Consider the following 22,679-nt stretch of genomic DNA (forward strand, 5'->3'; position numbering starts at 1 on the left):
GGCTTGGGGCCCTAGGGGCCCGGCTAGGGGTTGTTCCCCCTCTGGCCATCCCATAGTTTTCACTCGGATCTGGTGACGTGCCCAACGATTTGCCCCGGCATTCCTTCACCCGGGGATGCGTTGGCCTGCCCTGAATAGGTGGCGTCGAATGGCTAATGAAGATACTCTTCGCGACTACCTCAAGCTGGTAACGGCCGATCTGCGCCAGACGCGGCAGCGCATCCGGGAAATGGAAGAGGCCGACAAGGAACCCATCGCTATTGTCGCGATGAGCTGCCGGCTTCCTGGTGGGGTCCATTCCCCGGAGGCCCTTTGGCAGCTGGTATCGACGGGCACCGACGCCATATCCGACGTCCCCACCGACCGTGGCTGGGACCTTTCCTCGCTTCAGGGCCCTGACGGCGGCGCCGACGGCGACGGCACCCCCGTCGTCCCGCCCGGCGGCTTCCTGCACGACGCCGCCGCCTTCGATCCGGCCTTCTTCGGGATCTCCCCGCGCGAGGCGCTGGCCATGGACCCGCAGCAACGGCTGCTGCTGGAGATCTCGTGGGAGGCGTTCGAACGGGCCGGCATCGACCCCGCCACCCTGCGCGGCAGCCGGACCGGCGTGTTCGTGGGCATGACCGGACAGGATTACGGCCCACGCCCCCATGAGGCGGCGGAGAACCTCGTGGGCCATTTGATGACGGGCAACACCGCCAGCGTCGCCTCCGGGCGGCTGGCCTACACCTTCGGTCTTGAGGGCCCGGCGGTCACCGTGGACACGGCCTGCTCGTCGTCCCTCGTGGCCCTGCACCTGGCCATCCGGGCGCTGCGCCAGGAGGAGTGCTCGTACGCGCTGGCCGGAGGCGTCACCGTCATGTGCAGCCCCGGTGCGTTCATCGAGTTCAGCCGTCAGGGCGGGCTGTCCCCGGACGGCCGGTGCAAATCCTTCGCCTCGGCCGCCGACGGCACGGGCTGGGCGGAGGGCGCCGGTCTGCTGCTGCTGGAGCGGCTGTCCGACGCCCGGCGCAACGGCCACCAGGTGCTGGCCGTGGTGCGGGGCTCCGCCGTCAACCAGGACGGCGCCAGCAACGGGCTGACCGCCCCCAGCGGCCCGGCGCAGCAGCGCGTCATCCTGGAGGCCCTCGCCAATGCGCGGGTCGCACCGGACGAGGTGGACGCCGTCGAGGCGCACGGCACGGGGACGAAGCTCGGCGATCCGATCGAGGCGCACGCGCTGCTGGCGACCTACGGACAGGGGCGCCCGGTCGAGCATCCGCTGCGGCTGGGGTCGTTGAAGTCGAACATCGGCCATGCGCAGGGTGCCGCGGGCGTGGCCGGTGTCATCAAGATGGTGATGGCGCTGCGGCAGGGGGTCCTGCCGCGGACCTTGCACGCGGAGCAGCCGTCGCCGCATGTGGACTGGTCAGCGGGCGCGGTGTCGCTGCTCACGGAACCGGTGGATTGGCCGCGGACCCCCGACCGCCCCCGGCGTGCGGGGGTGTCCTCGTTCGGCATCAGCGGCACCAACGCCCACGTCATCGTGGAGGAGGCGGCGGCGGACGACGAACCGGCGGACGAGCGGCCGGAGCGGCCGGCCGACGGTGGGACCCTCCCCTGGCCGCTCCCCTGGCTGGTGTCCGGCCGAAGCGACCAGGCGCTGCGCGCCCAGGCGCGCGAACTGGCGACCCATGTGGCCCAGCGGCCTGCTCTCGACGCGCTGGACATCGGCTATTCGCTGGCCACCGCCCGAGCGCACCACGACCACCGCGCGGTCGTGCTCCCCACGCACCCCACGCTTCCCTCTGACGAGCCGGGGCCACACGCCGCCCTGACGGCCCTAGCGGACGGCAGGACCAGCCCCGATGTCGTCGAGGGTGTGGCGACGACGGGTCCGGTGGCCTTTCTCTTCGCGGGTCAGGGGTCGCAGCGGGTGGGGATGGGGCGTGAGCTGTATGAGTCCTATCCGGTGTTCGCGGAGGCGTTCGACGCGGTGTGTGAGGGGTTCGCGCCGCTGCCGGTGAGGGATGTGGTGTTCGGCGAGGATCAGGAGCTGCTGGACCGTACGGAATATGCCCAACCTGCACTGTTCGCCATTGAGGTGGCGTTGTTCCGGTTGGTGGAGTCGTGGGGTGTGGTCCCGGATTTTGTGCTGGGGCATTCGGTGGGTGAGTTGGCTGCCGCGCATGTGGCGGGGGTGTTCTCGCTGGGGGATGCGTGTCGGTTGGTGGGGGCTCGGGGTCGGTTGATGCAGGCTCTTCCTTCGGGTGGGGCGATGGTGGCGGTGGAGGCGTCCGAGGCTGAGGTGTTGGAGGGCCTGGCGGAGCGCGAGGGTGTGGATGTTGCTGCGGTGAATGGTCCGTCGTCGACGGTGGTGTCGGGTGTGGCGTCGGTGGTGGAGGTGGTTGCGGCGGAGTGGGAGGCGCGGGGTCGTCGGGTGCGTCGGCTGCGCGTGTCGCACGCGTTCCACTCCTCTCTGATGGAGGGGATGCTGGAGGAGTTCCGGCGGGTGGCGGAGTCGGTGGAGTACCAGACGCCGAGGATTCCGCTGGTGCTGAACGTCTCCGGCCAGGTGGGTGTGCCGGATGGTGCGGAGTACTGGGTGCGTCACGTGCGGGAGGCGGTCCGTTTCCACGATGGTGTCCGTGCCCTGGAGGCCGAGGGCGTGGCCACGTTCGTGGAGCTGGGCCCGGACGGGACGTTGTCGGGGATGGCTCAGGACAGTGTGGCCGGGGTGAGTGTGCCGGTCCTGCGGCGTGATCGTCCGGAGGCCGAGTCGTTGTGGCGGGCGGTGGCGACCGTCCATGTGGGTGGTGTGGGCGTGGACTGGCACGCGGTCTTCGCCGGTAGCGGGGCGCGTCGTGTTCCCCTGCCCACCTACGCCTTCCAGCGAGAGCGCTACTGGCTCGACACCCCCGTCGCTTCCGGCGATGCCGCATCGCTGGGACAGCGTTCGGCCGGTCACCCCCTGCTCGGGGCGGCGGTGGGCCTGGCGGACAACAACGCGCTCCTGTTCACCGGCAGGCTCTCGGTGCGGTCCCAGCCCTGGCTCGGGGACCACGCCGTGCTCGGCAGTGTGATCGTCCCTGGCACCGCCTTCGTCGAGCTCGCCCTGCACGCCGCCGATCAGGTCGGCTGCGACCGGGTGGACGAGCTGACGCTCGAAGCCCCCTTGCTGCTGCCCGAGCAGGGCGGTGTCCAGGTCCAGCTCGTGGTGGGCGACGCGGACGAGTCCGGGGTCCGGCCGTTCACCGTGTACGCACGGCCGGAGCACACGGCCATGCCGTACGAGCCCTCCGCCGAGCCGTCCTGGACCCGGCACGCGACCGGCGTCCTGCTCGCCGCCGACGCCGTGGAACCGGCCTCCGAGCTGTCCGTATGGCCGCCGGCCGGGGCCGAGCCGATGGACGTCGGTGACCTCTACGACGACCTGCGCGTGCTCGGCCTCGGCTACGGTCCGGCGTTCCAGGGGCTGCGGGCGGCGTGGCGGCTGGGCGACGCCCTGTATGCCGAGGTGGGGCTGCCCGACAGCGTGCCGACGGACCGGTTCGGCCTGCACCCGGCGCTGCTGGACGCGGCACTGCACACCATGGCGGTGGACGGCCCGGACCAGGGCGCCGAGGTGCGGCTGCCCTTCTCGTGGTCCGGCGTGACCCTGTACGCGTCGGGCGCGTCGGCCCTGCGCGTCCGGGTGACTCCTGCGGGCACGGACGCCGTCTCACTCCTGGTCGCTGACGACGACGGCCGGGCCGTGGCCTCCGTCGAGTCCTTGTCGCTGCGTCCGGTTTCGGCGGGCCAGCTCGCCGCCGACCGGTCGGCGGACCGGGACCACCTCTACGCCATCGAGTGGAGCGCGGCGACGCCCCTGACCGATTCCGAGGGCGAGGGCGTACGGCCGTATGCGGCGATCGGCCGGGTGCCGGTCGTACCGGAGAACTGTGTCCGGTACCCCGACGCCCAGGCGCTGGCGGACGCGCTCGACGCGGGCGCGCAGGTCCCGGCCGCGGTACTCGTGGCGTGCGGCGACGAAGATCCGGACAGCTCGGGCGGTCCGGGAGCCTACGGGGCCGGGGCCGAGGAGGGGGCCGAGGCCGAGGTGCGGGACGCCGTATCCGCCGCGCTGTCGGTGGTGCACCGGTGGCTGGGGGACGACCGACTGGGCTCGTCCCGGCTGGTGTTCATGTCGCGCGGCGCGGTGGCCACCAGCCCGGGTGAGCAGGTGGAAGACCTTGCCGCCGCCGCGGTGTGGGGGCTGATCCGGTCCGCGCAGTCGGAGCACCCCGACCGCTTTGTGCTGCTCGACACCGACGGGCACCCCGACTCGTGCGCTGTGCTGCGCGCGGCCGTTGACGCGGGAGTTCCGCACCTCGCCCTCCGCCATGGCGAGGCGCTCACCCCCGCCCTCCGGCATCCCGATGCCGACGAGTCGCTGACCCCGCCCGTCGAATCCAGGTCGGCCTGGCGCCTGGACACGACGAGCGGAGGCACCCTGGAGGATCTGTCCCTCCACCCCTCCACCACCGCCGACCGGCCGTTGGAGCCGGGGCAGGTGCGGGTGGCCGTCCGCGCCGCCGGCCTCAACTTCCGTGACGTGCTCAGCAGCCTGGGGATGTACCCGGGTGAGGCGGCGATCGGCGTCGAGGGCGCGGGGGTCGTCGTCGAGGTCGGCTCCGACGTCACCGGACTGGTGCCCGGCGACCGCGTATTCGGGCTGCTGCCGGACGCGTTCGGTACGCACTCGATCGCGGATCAGCGCATGGTGGCGCGGATTCCCGCCGACTGGTCCTTCACCGAGGCGGCGTCGATCCCCCTGGTGTTCCTCACCGCGTATTACGGGCTGGTGGATCTGGCGGGGTTGGGGTCCGGTGAGTCGGTGTTGGTGCATGCGGCCGCTGGTGGGGTGGGAATGGCGGCGGTGCAGTTGGCGCGGCATGTGGGTGCGGAGGTGTGGGCGACGGCGAGTCCGGCCAAGTGGGGTGTGCTGCGGGAGCTGGGACTGGACGACGATCACATCGCCTCGTCCCGGGATCTGGAGTTCGAGCAGCGCTTTCTCGGGGCCACGGGCGGCCGGGGTGTGGATGTGGTGCTGAACTCGCTCGCGGGCGAGTACGTGGACGCGTCGTTGCGGGTGCTGGCGGACGGCGGCCGGTTCCTGGAGATGGGGAAGACGGATATCCGGGCCGCCGAGGAAGTGGCGCACCAGTACCGGGGAGTGGTGTATCAGGCATTCGACCTGATCGAGGCCGGTCCGGAGCGGATCGGGGAGATGCTGTCCGCGTTGATGTCCCTGTTCCGGGAGGGTGTGCTGCGGCCGCTTCCGGTGACGGTGTGGGACGTACGGCGGGCGCGTGAGGCGTTCCGTTTCATGAGTCAGGCGCGGCATGTCGGCAAGGTGGTGCTGACGGTTCCGGCGCCGCTCGTTGGCCGGGGTGCGGTGCTGGTCACGGGTGGTACGGGGGTGCTGGGTGCGTTGGTGGCGCGGCATTTGGTGGCGGTGCGGGGTGTGCGTCGGTTGGTGCTGACCAGTCGGCGGGGTATGGCGGCGCCGGGTGCGGAGGAGCTGTGTGCCGAGCTGTCGGCCTTGGGGGCCGAGGTGTCGGTGGTGGCGTGTGATGTGGCGGACCGTGCGGCGCTGGCGGACGTCATCGCGACCGTAGGAGACCTGTCCGGGGTGGTGCATGCGGCGGGTGTGCTGGATGACGCGGTGGTGGAGTCGCTGACGCCCGAGCGGCTGGATGCGGTGTTGCGTCCCAAGGTGGACGCCGCGTGGCATCTGCATGAGCTGACGCGTGGCATGGATCTGTCGGCGTTCGTGTTGTTCTCCTCGGCGGCCGGGACCTTGGGCGGTCCGGGGCAGGCGAATTACGCGGCGGCGAACAGTTATCTGGATGCGCTTGCCCAGTACCGCAGGGCCCTGGGTCTGCCTGCCCAGTCCTTGGCTTGGGGGCCGTGGGAGCAGGTGGGTGGGGGGATGGTGGGTGGTCTGGGGGATGCCGATGTGCGGCGGATGGCTCGGTCGGGGCTGGTGGCGTTGTCGGCTGAGGAGGGTCTGGCGCTGTTCGACGCGGCGGAGCGGTGTGCGTCGGCGGTGGTGATGCCGGTGCGGCTGGACCGTGCGGCGCTGCGCGAACGGGCGGACTCCGTGCCCGCCCTGCTCAAGGGGCTCGTGACCAGCACGCCCACCCGACGCGGCGCCACCCGACGCGCCGTATCGTCCGCCGCGACGGCCCCCGGGGCGCGGTCCCTGGCGGAGCGTCTGGCCGGGATGTCCGTCGAGGAGCAGCGGAGGATCCTGCTGGATCTCGTCCGGACCGATGTGGCGACCGTGCTCGGCCACACCTCGGCGGAGAACCTCGACGACACCCAGACCTTCAAGGAGCTGGGTTTCGACTCGCTGACGGCCGTGGAGTTGCGCAACCGGCTCAACGCGGCCACGGCGCTGCGGCTCACCTCCACCCTTGTCTTCGACTACCCGACGCCGATCGCCCTGGTGGAGCATCTGCGGACCGCGCTCGTGGGGGACGACGCCGCACCGGCCGCTACGGCGACCGTGGCCGCCGCCGTCGACGACGAACCGATCGCGATCATCGCCATGAGCTGCCGCTACCCGGGTGAGGTACGGACTCCCGAGGACCTGTGGCAGCTGGTGGCCCAAGGCCGGGACGCGATTTCGGACTTCCCGGACGACCGTGGCTGGGACCTGGAGGCTCTCTACTCCGCCGATCCGGACGAGCCGGGCACCTCCTACGTCAGGCAGGGCGGCTTCCTCCATGACGCGGGGGAGTTCGACGCGGAGTTCTTCGGGATCAGCCCGCGTGAGGCCGCCGCGATGGACCCGCAGCAGCGGCTGCTGCTGGAAACCTCCTGGGAGGCGTTCGAACGGGCCGGGATCGACCCCGCCACGCTGCGGGGCAGCCGGACCGGAGTGTTCGCCGGTACGGACAGCCACGACTACTCGATCCTGGTGCACCGGGCCGCGGAACAGGCCGAGGGCTACTTGGTGACCGGTACTTCGGCGAGTGTGGTGTCCGGGCGGGTGGCGTACACCTTCGGCCTGGAGGGTCCGGCGCTGACGGTGGACACGGCGTGCTCGTCGTCGCTGGTGGCCCTGCATCTGGCCGCCCAGGCGCTACGGAAGGGCGAGTGCTCGATGGCGCTGGCCGGCGGGGTCGCGGTGATGGCCACTCCGTCCGGGTTCATCGAGTTCAGCCGTCAGCGGGGGCTGGCGATCGACGGCCGGTGCAAGGCGTTCGCGGCGGGCGCGGACGGTACGGCCTGGGGCGAAGGCGCGGGCGTGCTGCTGTTGGAACGGCTGTCGGACGCCCAGCGCCATGGACATCCGGTGCTGGCGGTGGTGCGGGGCAGTGCGGTCAACCAGGACGGTGCGAGCAATGGGCTGACGGCGCCCAACGGTCCGTCCCAGCAGCGAGTCATCCGCGACGCCCTGGCGGGTGCGCGGCTGGAGCCGGGCGATGTCGACGTGGTGGAGGCGCACGGTACGGGGACGACGCTGGGCGATCCGATCGAGGCGCAGGCGCTGCTGGCGACGTACGGGCAGGGGCGTGCGGCCGAGCGTCCGTTGTGGCTGGGCTCGCTGAAGTCGAACATCGGGCACAGTGCGGCCGCCGCGGGTGTGGGTGGCGTCATCAAGATGGTGATGGCGATGCGGCACGGTGTGCTGCCGAGGACGTTGCATGTGGATGAGCCGACGCCGCATGTGGACTGGTCGTCGGGTGCGGTGTCGCTGCTGACGGAGGCGCGGGAGTGGGCGGTGGAGGATGGCCGGCCGCGCCGGGCCGGGGTCTCGTCCTTCGGCGTCGGTGGGACCAATGCGCATGTGATTCTCGAGCAGGTCGCCGAGGCCGATGACTCCCAAGCGGTGGAGGGTTCGGCCGAGGGTGGCGGTCCGGTGGTCTGGGCGGTGTCGGCGGTGAACGCTGAGGCGTTGCGTGGGCAGGCGGAGCGTTTGGTGTCGTGGGTGGATGAGCGGCCTGGGTTGAGGGCGGGGGATGTGGGGTGGTCGCTGGTTTCCTCGCGGGCGGCGTTGGCTGAGCGGGCGGCGGTGGTGGGCCGCGATCGGGATGAGCTGCTGGCGGGGCTGCGGGTGTTGGCGTCTGGTGGTGGTGGGGCTGGTGTGGTGTCTGGTGTGGCGGGTGCGGGGAAGCCGGTGTTGGTGTTTCCGGGGCAGGGGTCGCAGTGGGTGGGGATGGCGGTGGATCTGCTGGGGGCTTCGCCGGTGTTCGCGGGGCGGATGGCGGAGTGTGAGCGGGCGTTGTCGGCTCATGTGGATTGGTCGTTGACCGGGGTGTTGGGCGATGAGGCTGCGTTGGGGCGGGTGGATGTGGTGCAGCCGGTGTTGTGGGCGGTGATGGTGTCGTTGGCGGCGTTGTGGGAGTCCTTCGGTGTGGTGCCGGGTGCGGTGGTGGGGCATTCGCAGGGTGAGATTGCGGCGGCGTGTGTGGCGGGTGGGTTGTCGTTGGAGGACGGGGCGCGGGTGGTGGCGCTGCGCAGCCGGGCGTTGACCGCACTCGCCGGTGGTGGGGGGATGGTGTCGGTGGCGGTCTCGGCGGACCAGGCCGGTGCGCTGCTGGAGCCCTGGGACGGCCGGGTCGGAGTGGCAGCGGTGAACGGTCCGTCGTCGGTGGTGGTGTCCGGGGACGCGGCGGCGCTGGACGAGTTCGTCGCGGCCTGTGAGGCGGACGGTGTGCGGGCGCGTCGGGTCGAGGTGGATTACGCCTCGCATTCGGCGCATGTGGAGGTGTTGCGGGAGCGGTTGCTGGAGGAGCTGAGCGGGATCGCTCCAGCGCGCTCGCGGGTGCCGTTCTTCTCCACGGTGACGGGTGACTGGCTTGATACCGAGCAGTTGGGCGCCGGGTATTGGTATCGGAATCTGCGGGAGACGGTGCGGTTCGGCGCGGCGACCGAGGCGTTGCTGGCGCGGGGTTTCGGGGTGTTCATCGAGGCCAGTGCGCATCCGGTGCTTGCGGTCGGTGTGCAGGAGAGCATTGACGCGGCGGGTGCGGAGGCGGTGGCGCTGGGCTCGCTGCGCCGGGACGACGGTGGCTTGGAGCGTTTCCTGGCCTCGGTGGCGGAGGCGTACGTCAACGGCGTGGACGTGGACTGGTCGTCGTTGTTCGAGGGCGCGCGGCGGGTCGATCTGCCGACGTATGCCTTCCAGCGGCGGCGGTACTGGCTTGATGTGCCTGTGGTGTCGGGTGATGTGTCGGCTGTGGGATTGGGTGTGGTGGAGCATCCGTTGCTGGGGGCCGTGGTGCGGTCGCCCGATGGCGGGGGTGTCGTGTTGACCGGGCGGTTGTCGTTGCGGTCGCATCCGTGGTTGGCGGATCACGTGGTCATGGGCCGGGTGCTGTTGCCGGGTACGGCCTTCGTGGAGCTGGCGGTGCGGGCCGGGGACGAGGTCGCCTGCGGCTGCCTCGAGGAGCTGACCTTGGAGGCCCCGCTGTTCGTCCCCCAGGACGGTGCCACCCATCTCCAGGTCACCGTGGCCGAGCCGGACGACAACGGCGTCCGGAGGATCGGCGTCTACTCCCGCGGCCAGGACGTTCCGCCGGACGCGCCGTGGACCCGGCACGCCGAGGGGCTGCTGTCGCCCAGTGCCGACACCGGCAGCGCAGACGACCTGGCGGCCTGGCCTCCGCACGGCGCGGTACCCATCGACATCACGGGCCTGTACGACGAGCTGGCCGAGGCCGGCCTGGAGTACGGTCCGCTGTTCCAGGGCCTGCAAGGGGCCTGGCAGTCGGGCGACGAGATCTTCGCCGAGGTACGGCTGCCCGAGGGCGCCGACGCCACCGGTTTCGCACTGCACCCCGCGCTGCTCGACGCCGCCTTGCACGGTGCGGGTCTCGGCCGGCCCGTGGGCCGCCACGGGCTGCCGTTCTCCTGGACACGTGTCGTACTGCACGCCGTCGGTGCCTCGGAGCTGCGCGTCAGGCTGTCCCCGACCGGTTCGGACGCGGTGTCCGTACGGGCCGTCGATGTGACCGGACGCGCGGTGGCCTCGGTCGAGTCGCTGGCACTGCGGTCGGCGTCAACGGAACAGCCGGCCGACGCGGTCCCCGCCGTGTCCCCCGGTTCGCTGTTCGACGTGGAGTGGGCCGAGGCCCCGCTGACCAGCGGTAACGAGCCGAACGACGCGGCGACGTGGGCTTGCGTGGGGGATATCGCGCTGGCCGCGGCCCTCGGGGTGCGCTTCCACGACGATCTCGAAACGCTGGCCCAGGCAGACGCCGAGGCCGTGGACACCGGTGCAGCGGCCACCGTGGTGGTGGCCCCGGCGCCGGGGCCGGACGACGACCCGGTGTCGGCGGTCCGTACGGTCGCCCACCAGGCATTGGCCCTGGTCCAGGCGTGGCTTGCCGACGAGCGGTATGCCGATGCGCGCCTGGTCTTCCTCACCCGGGGAGCGGTGTTCGTACCCGGCGATGCCGAGGTGAAGGACCTCGCCGCGGCATCCCTCTGGGGGCTGATCCGGTCGGCGCAGTCGGAGCACCCCGACCGCTTCACGCTGGTGGATGTCGACGGGGGCGTCGGCGAGGACGGCGCATCCTGGGCGGTGGTGCGGGCGGCCATCGCCTCCGGTACGTCCCAGTCGGCCGTACGCGCGGGCAAGGTGCTGGTGCCCCGGCTCACCCGCGTGCGTCACGAGAGCACGACGGTGACCCCTTGGGAGCCTGCGGGCACGGTGCTGGTCACGGGCGGTACGGGAGTGCTGGGCGCCTTGGTGGCGCGGCATTTGGTGGCGGTGCGGGGTGTGCGTCGGTTGGTGCTGACCAGTCGGCGGGGTATGGCGGCGCCGGGTGCGGAGGAGCTGTGCGCCGAGCTGTCGGCCTTGGGTGCCGAGGTGTCGGTGGTGGCGTGTGATGTGGCGGACCGTGCGGCCCTGGCGGACGTCATCGCCACCGTAGGAGACCTGACCGCAGTCGTGCACGCGGCGGGTGTCCTGGACGACGCGGTGGTGGAGTCGCTGACGCCCGAGCGGGTGGAGGCGGTGTTGCGTCCCAAGGTGGACGCCGCGTGGCATCTGCATGAGCTGACCCGTGACATGGATCTGTCGGCGTTCGTCCTCTTCTCCTCGGCGGCCGGGACCTTGGGCGGTCCGGGGCAGGCGAATTACGCGGCGGCGAACAGCTATCTGGACGCGCTCGCCCAGCACCGTAGGGCCCAGGGCCTGCCCGCCCAGTCCCTCGCCTGGGGCCTGTGGGAGCAGCCCAGCGGCATGACCGGGCAGCTCGACGACGCCGACCTCAGGCGCATCGCCCGCCTGGGCGTCCTTCCGCTGTCCGTGGCCGAAGGCATGGCCGGGTTCGACACCGCGCTGGACTCCGGCCGGACGTTCCTGATCCCCATGCGCCTGGACACCGCCGCGGTACGCGCACAGGCCGACGCGGTACCGGACATCCTGCGCGGCCTGGTCCGCGCCCGGCGGCGTACCGCCGAGTCGGCGCCCGCGCGGTCGCTGCTGCGGCGGCGCCTGCTGCCGCTCACCGAGGCCGAGCAGGAGCGGTTGCTGCTGGACCTCGTGCGGGAGGAGGTCGCCTCGTTGCTGGGGCACGCCGGCCCCGAGACGGTCGTCCCGAGCCGCGCGTTCAAGGATCTGGGGTTCGACTCGCTCACCGCCGTACGCCTGCGGAACCGGCTGGGCGCGGTCACCGGGCTGCGGCTCCCCGCGACCATGGTGTTCGACTACCCGAGCCCGCTCGCGCTGGTGGCCTACCTCCGGACGGAAATCCTCGGCGCGACCGGGGCGGGGAGCGCAGGCCCGGAGAGCGGCGGCGCGGGAAGCGGCGGCCCGGCGGCCGCCGCCGTGTCCGACGAGCCGCTGGCCATCATCGGCATGAGCTGCCGCTTCCCCGGTGATGTCCGGTCCCCGGAAGCGCTGTGGCAGCTGCTGGCCGACGGTGGCGACGCGGTGTCCGCCTTCCCCACCGACCGCGCCTGGGACCTGGACCAGCTCTACCACCCGGACCCGGACCACTCCGGTACGTTCTACGCCACCGGCGGCGGTTTCCTGCACGGCGCCGCGGACTTCGACGCCGCCCACTTCGGCATCAGCCCACGTGAGGCGCTCGCGATGGACCCGCAGCAGCGGCTGCTGCTGGAGGCGTCATGGGAGGCGTTCGAGCGCGCGGGCATCGACCCGGCCTCGGTACGGGGCAGCGAAACCGGTGTCTTCATCGGCGCCATGGCGCAGGACTACGGCCCCGCGCTGCACGAGGCGCCGCGCGACGTCGAGGGCTACCAGCTGACCGGGGTGGCGGCCAGCGTGGCCTCCGGGCGGCTGGCGTACACCTTCGGTCTCGAGGGCCCGGCGGTCACGGTGGACACGGCGTGCTCGTCGTCCCTGGTGGCGCTCCACCTGGCCGGGCAGGCGGTACGGCAGGGCGAGTGCTCGATGGCGCTGGTCGGCGGCGTGACGGTGATGTCCAGCCCGGCGGCCTTCATCGAGTTCAGCCGCCAGCGCGGATTGTCCCCCGATGGCCGCTGCAAGGCGTTCGCCGCCTCGGCGGACGGCACCGGATGGGCGGAGGGCGCGGGCGTCCTCGTGGTGGAACGGCTGTCCGACGCCCGCCGCAACGGCCACCGGGTGCTGGCGGTGGTGCGCGGCACGGCGGTCAACCAGGACGGCGCCAGCAACGGCCTGAGCGCGCCCAACGGCCCCTCACAGCAGCGGGTGATCCGCCAGGCGCTGGCGAAGGCAGGCGTCACCTCCGACCAGGTCGACGCGGTGGAGGCGCATGGCACGGGCACCGCGCTGGGCGACCCGATCGAGGCGCAGGCGCTGCTGGCCACGTACGGCCAGGACCGGCCGGCCGACCGGCCGCTGTGGCTCGGCACGGTCAAGTCGAACATCGGCCATGCGCAGGCGGCCGCGGGTGTGGCCGGTGTGATCAAGATGGTGATGGCCATGCGGCACGGTGTGCTGCCGAAGACCCTGCACGTGGACGAGGCCACACCGCATGTCGACTGGTCCGCGGGCAGCGTGTCCCTCCTGACCGAGCACACTCCCTGGCCGGAGAACGGGCGTCCGCGCCGGGCGGGGGTGTCCTCCTTCGGCATCAGCGGCACCAACGCCCACGTCATCCTCGAACAGGGCCCCTCGGCCGAGTCGCCCACGTCCACTGGCGGTGACGGGGGGACCGGCATCGTGCCGTGCGTCCTGTCCGGAAGCACCGACAGGGCGTTGACCGCCCAGGCCGCACAGCTCGCCGACCACCTGCGCGACGACCCCGGACTACGCCCGCAGGACATCGGCCTGTCCCTGGTGGCCTCGCGGGCTGCGTTGGAGCGGCGGGCGGTGGTGCTGGGTCGGGACCGGGAGTCGTTGTTGGACGGGCTTGGGGTGTTGGCTCGTGGGGAGTCGTCGTCTGGGGTGGTCGAGGGTGTGGTGGCGGAGGGCAAGTGCGCTTTCTTGTTCGCGGGTCAGGGGTCGCAGCGGGTGGGGATGGGGCGGGAGCTGTATGAGTCCTATCCGGTGTTCGCGGAGGCGTTCGACGCGGTGTGTGAGGGGTTCGCGCCGCTGCCGGTGAGGGATGTGGTGTTCGGCGGGGATCAGGAGCTGCTGGACCGTACGGAATATGCCCAACCTGCACTGTTCGCCATTGAGGTGGCGTTGTTCCGGTTGGTGGAGTCGTGGGGTGTGGTCCCGGATTTTGTGCTGGGGCATTCGGTGGGTGAGTTGGCTGCCGCGTATGTGGCGGGGGTGTTCTCGCTGGAGGATGCGTGTCGGTTGGTGGGGGCGCGGGGTCGGTTGATGCAGGCGTTGCCGTCGGGTGGGGCGATGGTGGCGGTGGAGGCGTCCGAGGCTGAGGTGTTGGAGGGCCTGGCGGGGCGCGAGGGTGTGGATGTTGCTGCGGTGAATGGTCCGTCGTCGACGGTGGTGTCGGGTGTGGCGTCGGTGGTGGAGGTGGTTGCGGCGGAGTGGGAGGCGCGGGGTCGTCGGGTGCGTCGGCTGCGGGTCTCGCATGCGTTCCATTCGTCCCTGATGGAGGGGATGCTGGAGGAGTTCCGGCGGGTGGCGGAGTCGGTGGAGTACCAGACGCCGAGGATTCCGCTGGTGCTGAACGTCTCCGGCCAGGTGGGTGTGCCGGATGGTGCGGAGTACTGGGTGCGTCACGTGCGGGAGGCGGTCCGTTTCCACGATGGTGTCCGTGCCCTGGAGGCCGAGGGCGTGGCCACGTTCGTGGAGCTGGGTCCGGATGGCACGTTGTCGGGGATGGCTCAGGACAGCGTGGCCGGGGTGAGCGTCCCGGTGCTCCGGCGTGACCGTCCCGAGCCCGAGACGCTGATGGCCGCCGTGGCCCACGCCTACGTACGTGGCGTCCCCGTGGACTGGACGGCGTCGCTTCCCGCCGGGGCCAGGCAGGTCGACCTGCCGACCTATCCCTTCCAACGGCAGCGGTACTGGTTGCGCTCCTCCTCCACCACCGGCATGGCGGCCGTCGGTCAGGCGTCGGTGGACCATCCGCTGCTCGGCGCCGTGGTGCGGCTCGCCGACGGGGAGGGGCTGCTGTTGACCGGGCGGCTCTCGGCCGCCACCCATCCGTGGCTGGCCGACCACACGGTGCTGGGCAGGCTGCTGCTGCCCGGAACGGCGTTCGTGGACATCGCGCTGCGCGCCGGGGAAGAGGTGGGCTGCGAGCAGGTGACCGAACTGACGCTGGAGGCACCCCTGGTGCTCCCCGACCGCGGTGCGGTGGAGCTCCAGGTCACCGTCGGAGCCGCCGACGAAGCCGGGAACCGTCCGATCAGTGTGTACGCACGCCCGGAAGCGGCGGCCGAGGAGTACCCGTGGACCCGGCACGCCACCGGAACACTGTCCGTCCGCGCGAGCGATGACGACGCGTTCGGCCTGGCCGCCCACCCGGCCGCCGACCTGACCGCGTGGCCGCCGGCCGGTGGTGTCGCGGTGGACACCGATGAGCTCTACGCACGCCTCGCGGACGCCGGAGTCACCTACGGTCCCGGGTTCCAGGGGCTGGTCGCCGCATGGCGGCTGGGGGACGAGCTGTTCGCCGAGGTACGGCTCCCCGACCATCTCGACGGCGATCGCTTCGGCATCCACCCGGCCCTGCTGGACTCCGTCCTGCACAGCCTGGCCGGTGCGGCACCCATCGGGCTGCGCCTTCCGTTCTCCTGGTCGGGTACGACGCTGTACGCGACCGGCGCGTCCGCGTTGCGGGCGAGGCTGACCCCCGACGGCGACGGCTCGGTGGCACTACGGCTCGCCGACCCCGCCGGGCGGCCGGTCGCCTCCGTACGCTCCCTGGCCACCCGCCCGGTGGCGCCCGAACAGCTCGACGTCGCCGGGGCGGTCCCGGCGAACAGCCTCTTCCGGGTCGCGTGGGTCCCGGCGCCGCCGGCCGCGCCCGACGAGCGGACGTCGTGGTCCGTCCTGACCGGTGACGATCCCGCACGGGCGCTCGCGGACCTCGCGGAGACCGTGAAGGGTGCCACGGTGCCCGATGTGGTGGTGTACGAGGTCCCGGCGGGGGCGGGCGACCTCCCGGATCTCCCGGACCTCTCGGCGGTCCGTACGGCCACCGAGGGTGCCCTGGCACTGGTGCAGTCCTGGCTCGCGGACAGCCGGTTCGCCGATGCCCGGCTGGTGTTCGTGACCTCCGGTGCGATCGGCACCGACGAGGGCGCGGAGGAGATCGGTGATCTCGCCGCCGCCGCCGTGCACGGCCTGGTCAGGTCGGCACAGTCGGAGCACCCCGGACGGTTTGTGCTGGTGGACCGCGACAGCCGGGACACGGACCCGGACCCGGACCTGCTGCGGCAGGCCGTCGGCACCGGGGAGCCGCAGGTGGCGCTCCGGGCGGGCGGGACGCTGGTCCCGAGGCTCACGCCTGTGGTGTCCCTGACCCCGGCTGCCGGTGACGACGTCGACGGCGACCGGGGTACGGCGTTGATCACGGGTGGTACGGGTGCGTTGGGTGCGGTGGTGGCGCGGTATCTGGTGGTGGGGCGTGGGGTGCGGCGGTTGGTGTTGGTGAGTCGGCGGGGGTTGGCTGCGCCGGGTGCGGTGGGGTTGCGGGATGAGTTGGTGGGGTTGGGTGCCCAGGTGTCGGTGGTGGCGTGTGATGTGGCGGATCGTGGGGCGTTGGCGGAGGTCGTCGCGGGTGTGGGGGATTTGGCGTGGGTGGTGCATGCGGCGGGTGTGCTGGATGACGGTGTGGTCGGGGCGCTGACGGGGGAGCGGCTGGGTGCGGTGTTGCGTCCGAAGGTGGATGCGGCGTGGCATTTGCATGAGCTGACGCGGGAGATGGATCTGTCGGGGTTCGTGTTGTTCTCGTCGGCGTCCGGCATTCTGGGTGGTCCTGGTCAGGCGAACTATGCGGCTGCCAATGCGTTTCTGGACGCTTTGGCGGGGTGGCGCCGGGCGCGGGGAATGCCCGCGCTCTCCCTCGCCTGGGGCTTGTGGGCGCAGGACAGCGGTATGGCCGGCGGCCTCGCCGATCCGGACCAGCAGCGGATGGCCCGTACGGGCATGACCGCGCTGTCGACGGACGACGCCCTGAAGGTGTTCGGTGCCGCCGTCGGCTCCGCACACGCGGTTCTGCTGCCCATGCGGCTGGACAGGGCCGTCCTGCGCGACCAGGCGGCGGACCTTCCCCCGCTGTTCTCCGGCCTCGTACGGACCCGTGGCCGCCGCACCGCCGCGGCAGGCGCCGGCAACCCGGCCTCGCTCCGCGAGCGCCTGGCCGGACTCGGGCCGGAAGAGCGGGCCGCGCACCTGTTGGAGCTGGTGCGGCACGAGGCCGCGATCGCGCTCGGCCACGGCTCCGAGGCGGCCGTGGACGCCGACAAGGCGTTCCGGGAGATCGGCTTCGACTCGCTGACCGCCGTCGAACTGCGGAACCGGCTGGATACGGCAACGGGCCTGAGGCTTCCGGCGACGCTGGTGTTCGACTACCCGACGCCCGCGGCTCTGGCGGCCCAGCTGGGTGCGGAGCTCTTCGGTGAGGATGTGGATGCCGTGGCGGCGTTGCCGCCGGGTGCGGTGGCGGCGAGTGATGAGCCGTTGGCGATCGTGGGGATGGCGTGCCGTTTCCCGGGCGGGGTGGAGTCTCCCGAGGGTCTGTGGGACCTGGTGGCCACCGGCGGCGACGGGGTGTCGGAATTCCCCTCGAACCGGGGCTGGGACCTGGACAAACTGTACGACCCCGACCCGGACCGGCCCGGAACGTCGTACGTACGCCACGGCGGCTTCTTGCACGGTGCCGCGGAGTTCGATGCGGAGTTCTTCGGTATTTCGCCGCGTGAGGCGGTGGCGATGGATCCGCAGCAGCGGTTGTTGCTGGAGGTGGTGTGGGAGGCGTTGGAGTCGGGTGGGTTGGTCCCGGGCGAGCTGCGCGGGCGTGATGTGGGCGTGTACGCGGGGGTGATGTATTACGACTACGCCTCCCGGCTGGGGGCCTTGCCCGAAGGCGTCGAGGGCTATGTGGGCACGGGGAATACGGCCAGTGTGCTGTCGGGGCGGGTCGCCTACGCGCTGGGATTCGAGGGTCCGGCGGTGACGGTGGACACGGCGTGCTCGTCGTCCCTGGTGGCGTTGCATATGGCCGGTCAGGCGCTGCGCGCGGGGGAGTGCTCGATGGCGGTGGTCGGTGGGGTGACGGTGATGTCGTCACCGGCGACCTTTGTGGAGTTCAGCAGGCAGCGGGGGCTGGCTGCCGATGGGCGGTGCAAGTCGTTCGCGGCGGGGGCGGACGGGACGGGGTGGTCGGAGGGTGTGGGCGTGTTGGTGGTGGAGCGGTTGTCCCAGGCCCGGCGCCATGGTCATCGGGTGCTGGCGGTGGTGCGGGGCAGCGCGGTCAATCAGGACGGCGCGTCCAATGGGTTGACGGCGCCGAATGGCCCGTCACAGCAGCGGGTGATCCGGCAGGCGTTGGGGCGTGCGGGGGTGGCGCCGGGTGAGGTGGATGTGGTGGAGGCGCATGGCACGGGGACGGTGTTGGGCGACCCGATCGAGGCGCAGGCGTTGCAGGCGGTGTACGGGCCGGAACGGCCGGGTGGTGAGCCGTTGTGGGTGGGCTCGGTGAAGTCGAACATCGGACACGCGCAGGCGGCTGCGGGTGTGGCGGGTGTGATCAAGATGGTGATGGCGATGCGGCACGGGGTCCTGCCGCGGACGCTGCACGTGGATCAGCCGTCCCCGCATGTGGACTGGTCGGCCGGTGGGGTGTCGCTGCTGACCGAGGCCCGGGAATGGCCGCGGGTGGGCGAGCGTCCGCGCCGGGCCGGGGTGTCCTCGTTCGGGATCAGCGGCACCAACGCCCACGTCATCCTCGAACAAGCCCCCGCGATCACCGAACCGCGGCGGGAAGCCGCTGCCCCCGGAGCACTGCCGTGGCTGGTCTCCGGCCGTACCGAGCAGGCCCTGCGCGCACAGTCCGCCCGTTTGCGGTCCTTCCTTCACCAGCACCCTGACATCGATCTGGCCGATATCGGCTTTTCCCTGGCGACGACGAGGGACTCCTTCCCCCACCGCGCCGTGGTGACCGCACATGACCAGGCCGGGTTCCTGGACGGCTTGGACGCGTTGACGCGCGGGGAGCCGTCGCCTCTGGTCGTCGAGGGCGTGGCGACGACGGGTCCGGTGGCCTTCCTCTTCGCGGGTCAGGGGTCGCAGCGGGTGGGGATGGGGCGTGAGCTGTATGAGTCGTATCCGGTGTTCGCGGAGGCGTTCGACGCGGTGTGCCAGGGATTCGCGCCGCTGCCGGTGAAGGACGTGGTGTTCGGAGCTGACCAGGAGCTGCTGGACCGTACGGAGTTTGCTCAGCCTGCGTTGTTCGCGGTTGAGGTGGCGTTGTTCCGGTTGGTGGAGTCCTGGGGTGCGGTCCCGGATTTCGTGCTGGGGCATTCGGTGGGTGAGTTGGCTGCCGCGCATGTGGCGGGGGTGTTTTCGCTGGGGGATGCGTGTCGGTTGGTGGGGGCGCGGGGTCGGTTGATGCAGGGGTTGCCGTCGGGTGGGGCGATGGTGGCGGTGGAGGCGTCCGAGGCTGAGGTGTTGGAGGGCCTGGCGGGGCGCGAGGGCGTTGATGTTGCTGCGGTCAATGGTCCGTCGTCGACGGTGGTGTCGGGTGTGGCGTCGGTAGTGGAGGTGGTTGCAGCGGAGTGGGAGGCGCGGGGTCGTCGGGTGCGTCGGCTGCGGGTCTCGCACGCGTTCCACTCCTCTCTGATGGAGGGGATGCTGGAGGAGTTCCGGCGGGTGGCGGAGTCGGTGGAGTACCAGACGCCGAGGATTCCGCTGGTGCTGAATGTCTCCGGCGAGGTGGGTGTGCCGGATGGTGCGGAGTACTGGGTGCGTCACGTACGTGAGGCGGTCCGTTTCCACGATGGTGTCCGTGTCCTGGAGGCCGAGGGCGTGGCCACGTTTGTGGAGCTGGGTCCGGACGGGACGTTGTCGGGGATGGCTCAGGACAGCGTGGCCGGGGTGAGCGTCCCGGTGCTCCGTCGCGACCGTCCCGAACCCGAGACGCTGTGGCGGGCACTGGCCACCGCCCATGTGCGCGGTGCCGCCGTCGACTGGCGCGCGGTCTTCGCCGGATCGCGCGCCGTCCCCCTGCCCACCTACGCCTTCCAGCGGCAGCGCTACTGGCTGGAGGAGGCCGCGGCGCCCACGGACATGTCCTCCGCCGGGCTCGACTCGACGGGGCATCCGCTGCTCGGGGCGGCTGTCGCGCTCTCCAGCGGTGACGAGTACGTCTTCACCGGGCGGCTCTCCGTGGCGGACCTTCCCTGGCTGGCCGACCACCAGGTCATGGAGACGGTCCTGTTGCCGGGGGCGGCGTGTGTGGAGTTGGCGTTGCGTGCGGGGGATGAGGTGGGGTGTGACCGGGTGGAGGAGTTGACGTTGGAGGCGCCGTTGGTGGTGCCCGATGGTGGTGCGGTGCGGTTGCAGGTGGTGGTGGGTGGTGCGGATGAGGTGGGGGCGCGGTCGGTGGAGGTGTTCTCGTGTGGGGAGGGTGGTGCGTCGGGGGCGCCGTGGGTGCGTCATGCGTCGGGTGTGCTGACGGTCGCGGAGGCGGCGGTCGGCGAGGTGGCGGGGTTGGCGTGTGGGGGGCAGTGGCCGCCGGAGGGTGCGGAGCCGGTGGCGGTTGATGGGTTGTATGAGCGGTTGGCGGATCTGGGGTATGGCTATGGGCCGGCGTTCCGGGGGCTTCGGGCGGCCTGGCGGCTGGGGGAGGACGTCTTCGCCGAGGTCGAGCTGGACCCGGGCACCGACAGCGCGTCGTTCGCCCTGCATCCCGCGCTGCTCGACGCCGCCCTCCATGCCGCTGCCCTCGACGCCGCCGACCGTACGCCGGACGACGCCGGCATCCGGCTGCCGTTCCAGTGGAACGGCGTCACCCTGCGTGCCAAGGGTGCGTCCGCCCTCCGCGTCCACGTGTCTCCCGCCGGCGACGAGGCCGCCGCCCTGTCCATCGCCGACAGCACCGGCGTGCCGGTGATCACGGTGGATTCCCTGGCCGTGCGGCCGGTGAAACCGGAGCAGCTGGCCGCCGTCGGCGGAGCGTCGCACCCCCGCGACGCGCTGTTCGGTGTGGACTGGGTCGAGCCGCGGCTCGAGCCCGCCCCGCCCGTGGCCGGATGGTGGGGGGTGCTCGGCGCGGACGAACTCCGGCTGACCGAGGCGCTGGCGGACGCTTCCGTGTCCGTACGTTCCTTCCCGGACCTGGGCGCGTTGGCCGAGGCGTCGGCCCCGGCCCCTGAGTCATCGGCCCCTGAGTCACCGGCACCTGAGTCATCGGCCCCGGAGACATCGGCCCTAGAACCACCGGCCCCCACCCCGGCCCCCGGCATGGTGGTGGTGTCCTGCGTCTCGCGCCCCGAGCCGTCCGGCCCCACACCCGCCACCGTCGACGCGGACACCGTGCGTGACACGGTCCACCGCACGCTGCGGCTGTTGCGGGACTGGCTGGCCCAGGAGCACTTCACGGACACCCGACTGGTCCTGGTGACGCGCGGGGCCGTGGCCGCCCGGTCCGGGGACGGTGTCGCGGATCTGGCCGCGTCGGCCCTGTGGGGTCTGGTACGGACGGCGCAGACGGAGCACCCCGACCGCTTCACCCTGCTGGACCTCGATGACGCGCACGCCTCGCGCCGCACCCTCCCGCAGCTCCTCATGTCGCTGGTCGCGGCGGGGGAACCGCAGGCGGCGGTGCGGGGCGGGGCGGCGTTCGTGCCCCGGCTGGCCCGGCCGGCCCCGCCGGCCAGGCCGCGGCCGCAGTCGCCGTCCCCGTGGGACACGCGGGGGACCGTACTGATCACCGGCGCCACCGGCACCCTGGGCGCGCTGACCGCCCGCCACCTCGTCACCGAACACGGCGTACGCCATCTGCTGCTGGTCAGCCGCCGGGGCCCGGCGGCCGAGGGGGCCGCCGAACTCGCGGCCGAACTCACCTCGCTGGGGGCTCAGGTCACCGTCGAGGCGTGCGATGTGGCGGACCGGGCGGCGCTCGCGGAGCTGCTGGCGCGGATTCCCGAGGAGACCCCGCTGACCGGTGTGGTGCACGCCGCCGGTGTGGTCGACGACGGGGTCATCCAGACCCTGGAGCCCGCACAGCTCGACCGGGTGCTGCGCCCGAAGGTGGACGCCGCGCTGAATCTGCACACGCTCACCGAAGACCTGCCCCTGCCCCTGTCCCAGTTCGTTCTCTTCTCCTCCGCCGTCGCCACGATGGGCGCGGCCGGACAGGCCAACTACGCCGCCGCCAACGCCTTCCTGGACGCCCTGGCCCAGCGGCGCCGGGCGGCCGGACAGGTTGCGACCTCGCTGGCCTGGGGGCTGTGGGAGTCGGAAAGCGGCATCACCGGCACGCTGGACGCGGCGGATCGGCGGCGGATGAGCAGGACCGGAGTGGTCCCGCTGTCGGATGCCGAAGGGCTGCGGCTGCTCGACGCCGTGTCGGCCACGTCCACCGACCGGGCGCTCGCGGTGCCGATCCGGCTGGACGTCGCTGCGCTGCGGGCCCGGCCCGCCGAGCTGCTCCCCCCGCTGTTCCACGGGCTCGTACCACCGGTTCCGGCGGGCGCGGCGGCGAACGGCTCGGCGCTCTCGCTCGCGCAGCGGCTGGCGGGTCTGTCCGAGGCCGAGCGGGAGCTCCAGCTGTCCGACTTCGTCCGTGAGCAGGTGGCCGCCGTCCTCGGGCATGCCTCGTCGGCCGCCGTCGATCCGCACCGCACCTTCGGCGAGCTGGGCTTCGATTCGCTGGCCGCGGTCGAGTTCCGCAACCGGCTGACCGCCGCCACCGGCCTCCAGCTGCCCGCCACGCTGATCTTCGACCAGCCCACCACGGCCGCGCTGGTGACCCATCTGGCCGAACGGATCGTGCCGGACGGCACCGCTTCCGTCCTGCCGCTGCTGGCGGAGCTGGACCGGATCGAGGACGACCTCGCGGCCCTGTCCCGGAACGACGTGGCCCGCGCGCGGCTCACGGTGCGGCTACAGGAACTGCTGTCCACGGTGGCCGGGGCGGACGGCGCCACCAGTGACATCACGGTGGCGGAGCGGATCGACTCGGCTACCGACGACGAGATCTTCGAGTTCATCGACACCGAACTCGGTCACTAGAAGCAGCGCGTAACAGCGCATACGTACCGAACAACAGGTACCGCACAACAGGTACCGCACCACACGTACGAACACCGACAGACGTTTCCCACCG

At 71.9% G+C, this 22,679-nt stretch carries 1 protein-coding gene; it reads left to right on the forward strand.

Annotated features, from left to right (window positions below; genetic code table 11):
• Positions 1–148: 148 nt before the first annotated feature.
• Positions 149–22,585 carry a type I polyketide synthase gene (locus N6H00_RS22950; protein WP_268973709.1) on the forward strand — a complete coding sequence of 7,479 codons (22,437 nt, stop codon included), beginning with the start codon at positions 149–151 and terminating at the stop codon, positions 22,583–22,585.
• Positions 22,586–22,679: the final 94 nt, after the last annotated feature.

The organism is Streptomyces sp. S465 (assembly GCF_026898115.1).
In the GTDB taxonomy this organism is placed as follows: domain Bacteria; phylum Actinomycetota; class Actinomycetes; order Streptomycetales; family Streptomycetaceae; genus Streptomyces; species Streptomyces luomodiensis.

Excerpts from the sequence above, each read along its gene's own strand:
- N6H00_RS22950 (WP_268973709.1), top strand. The coding sequence starts at position 149 with ATGGCTAATGAAGATACTCTTCGCGACTACCTCAAGCTGGTAACGGCC.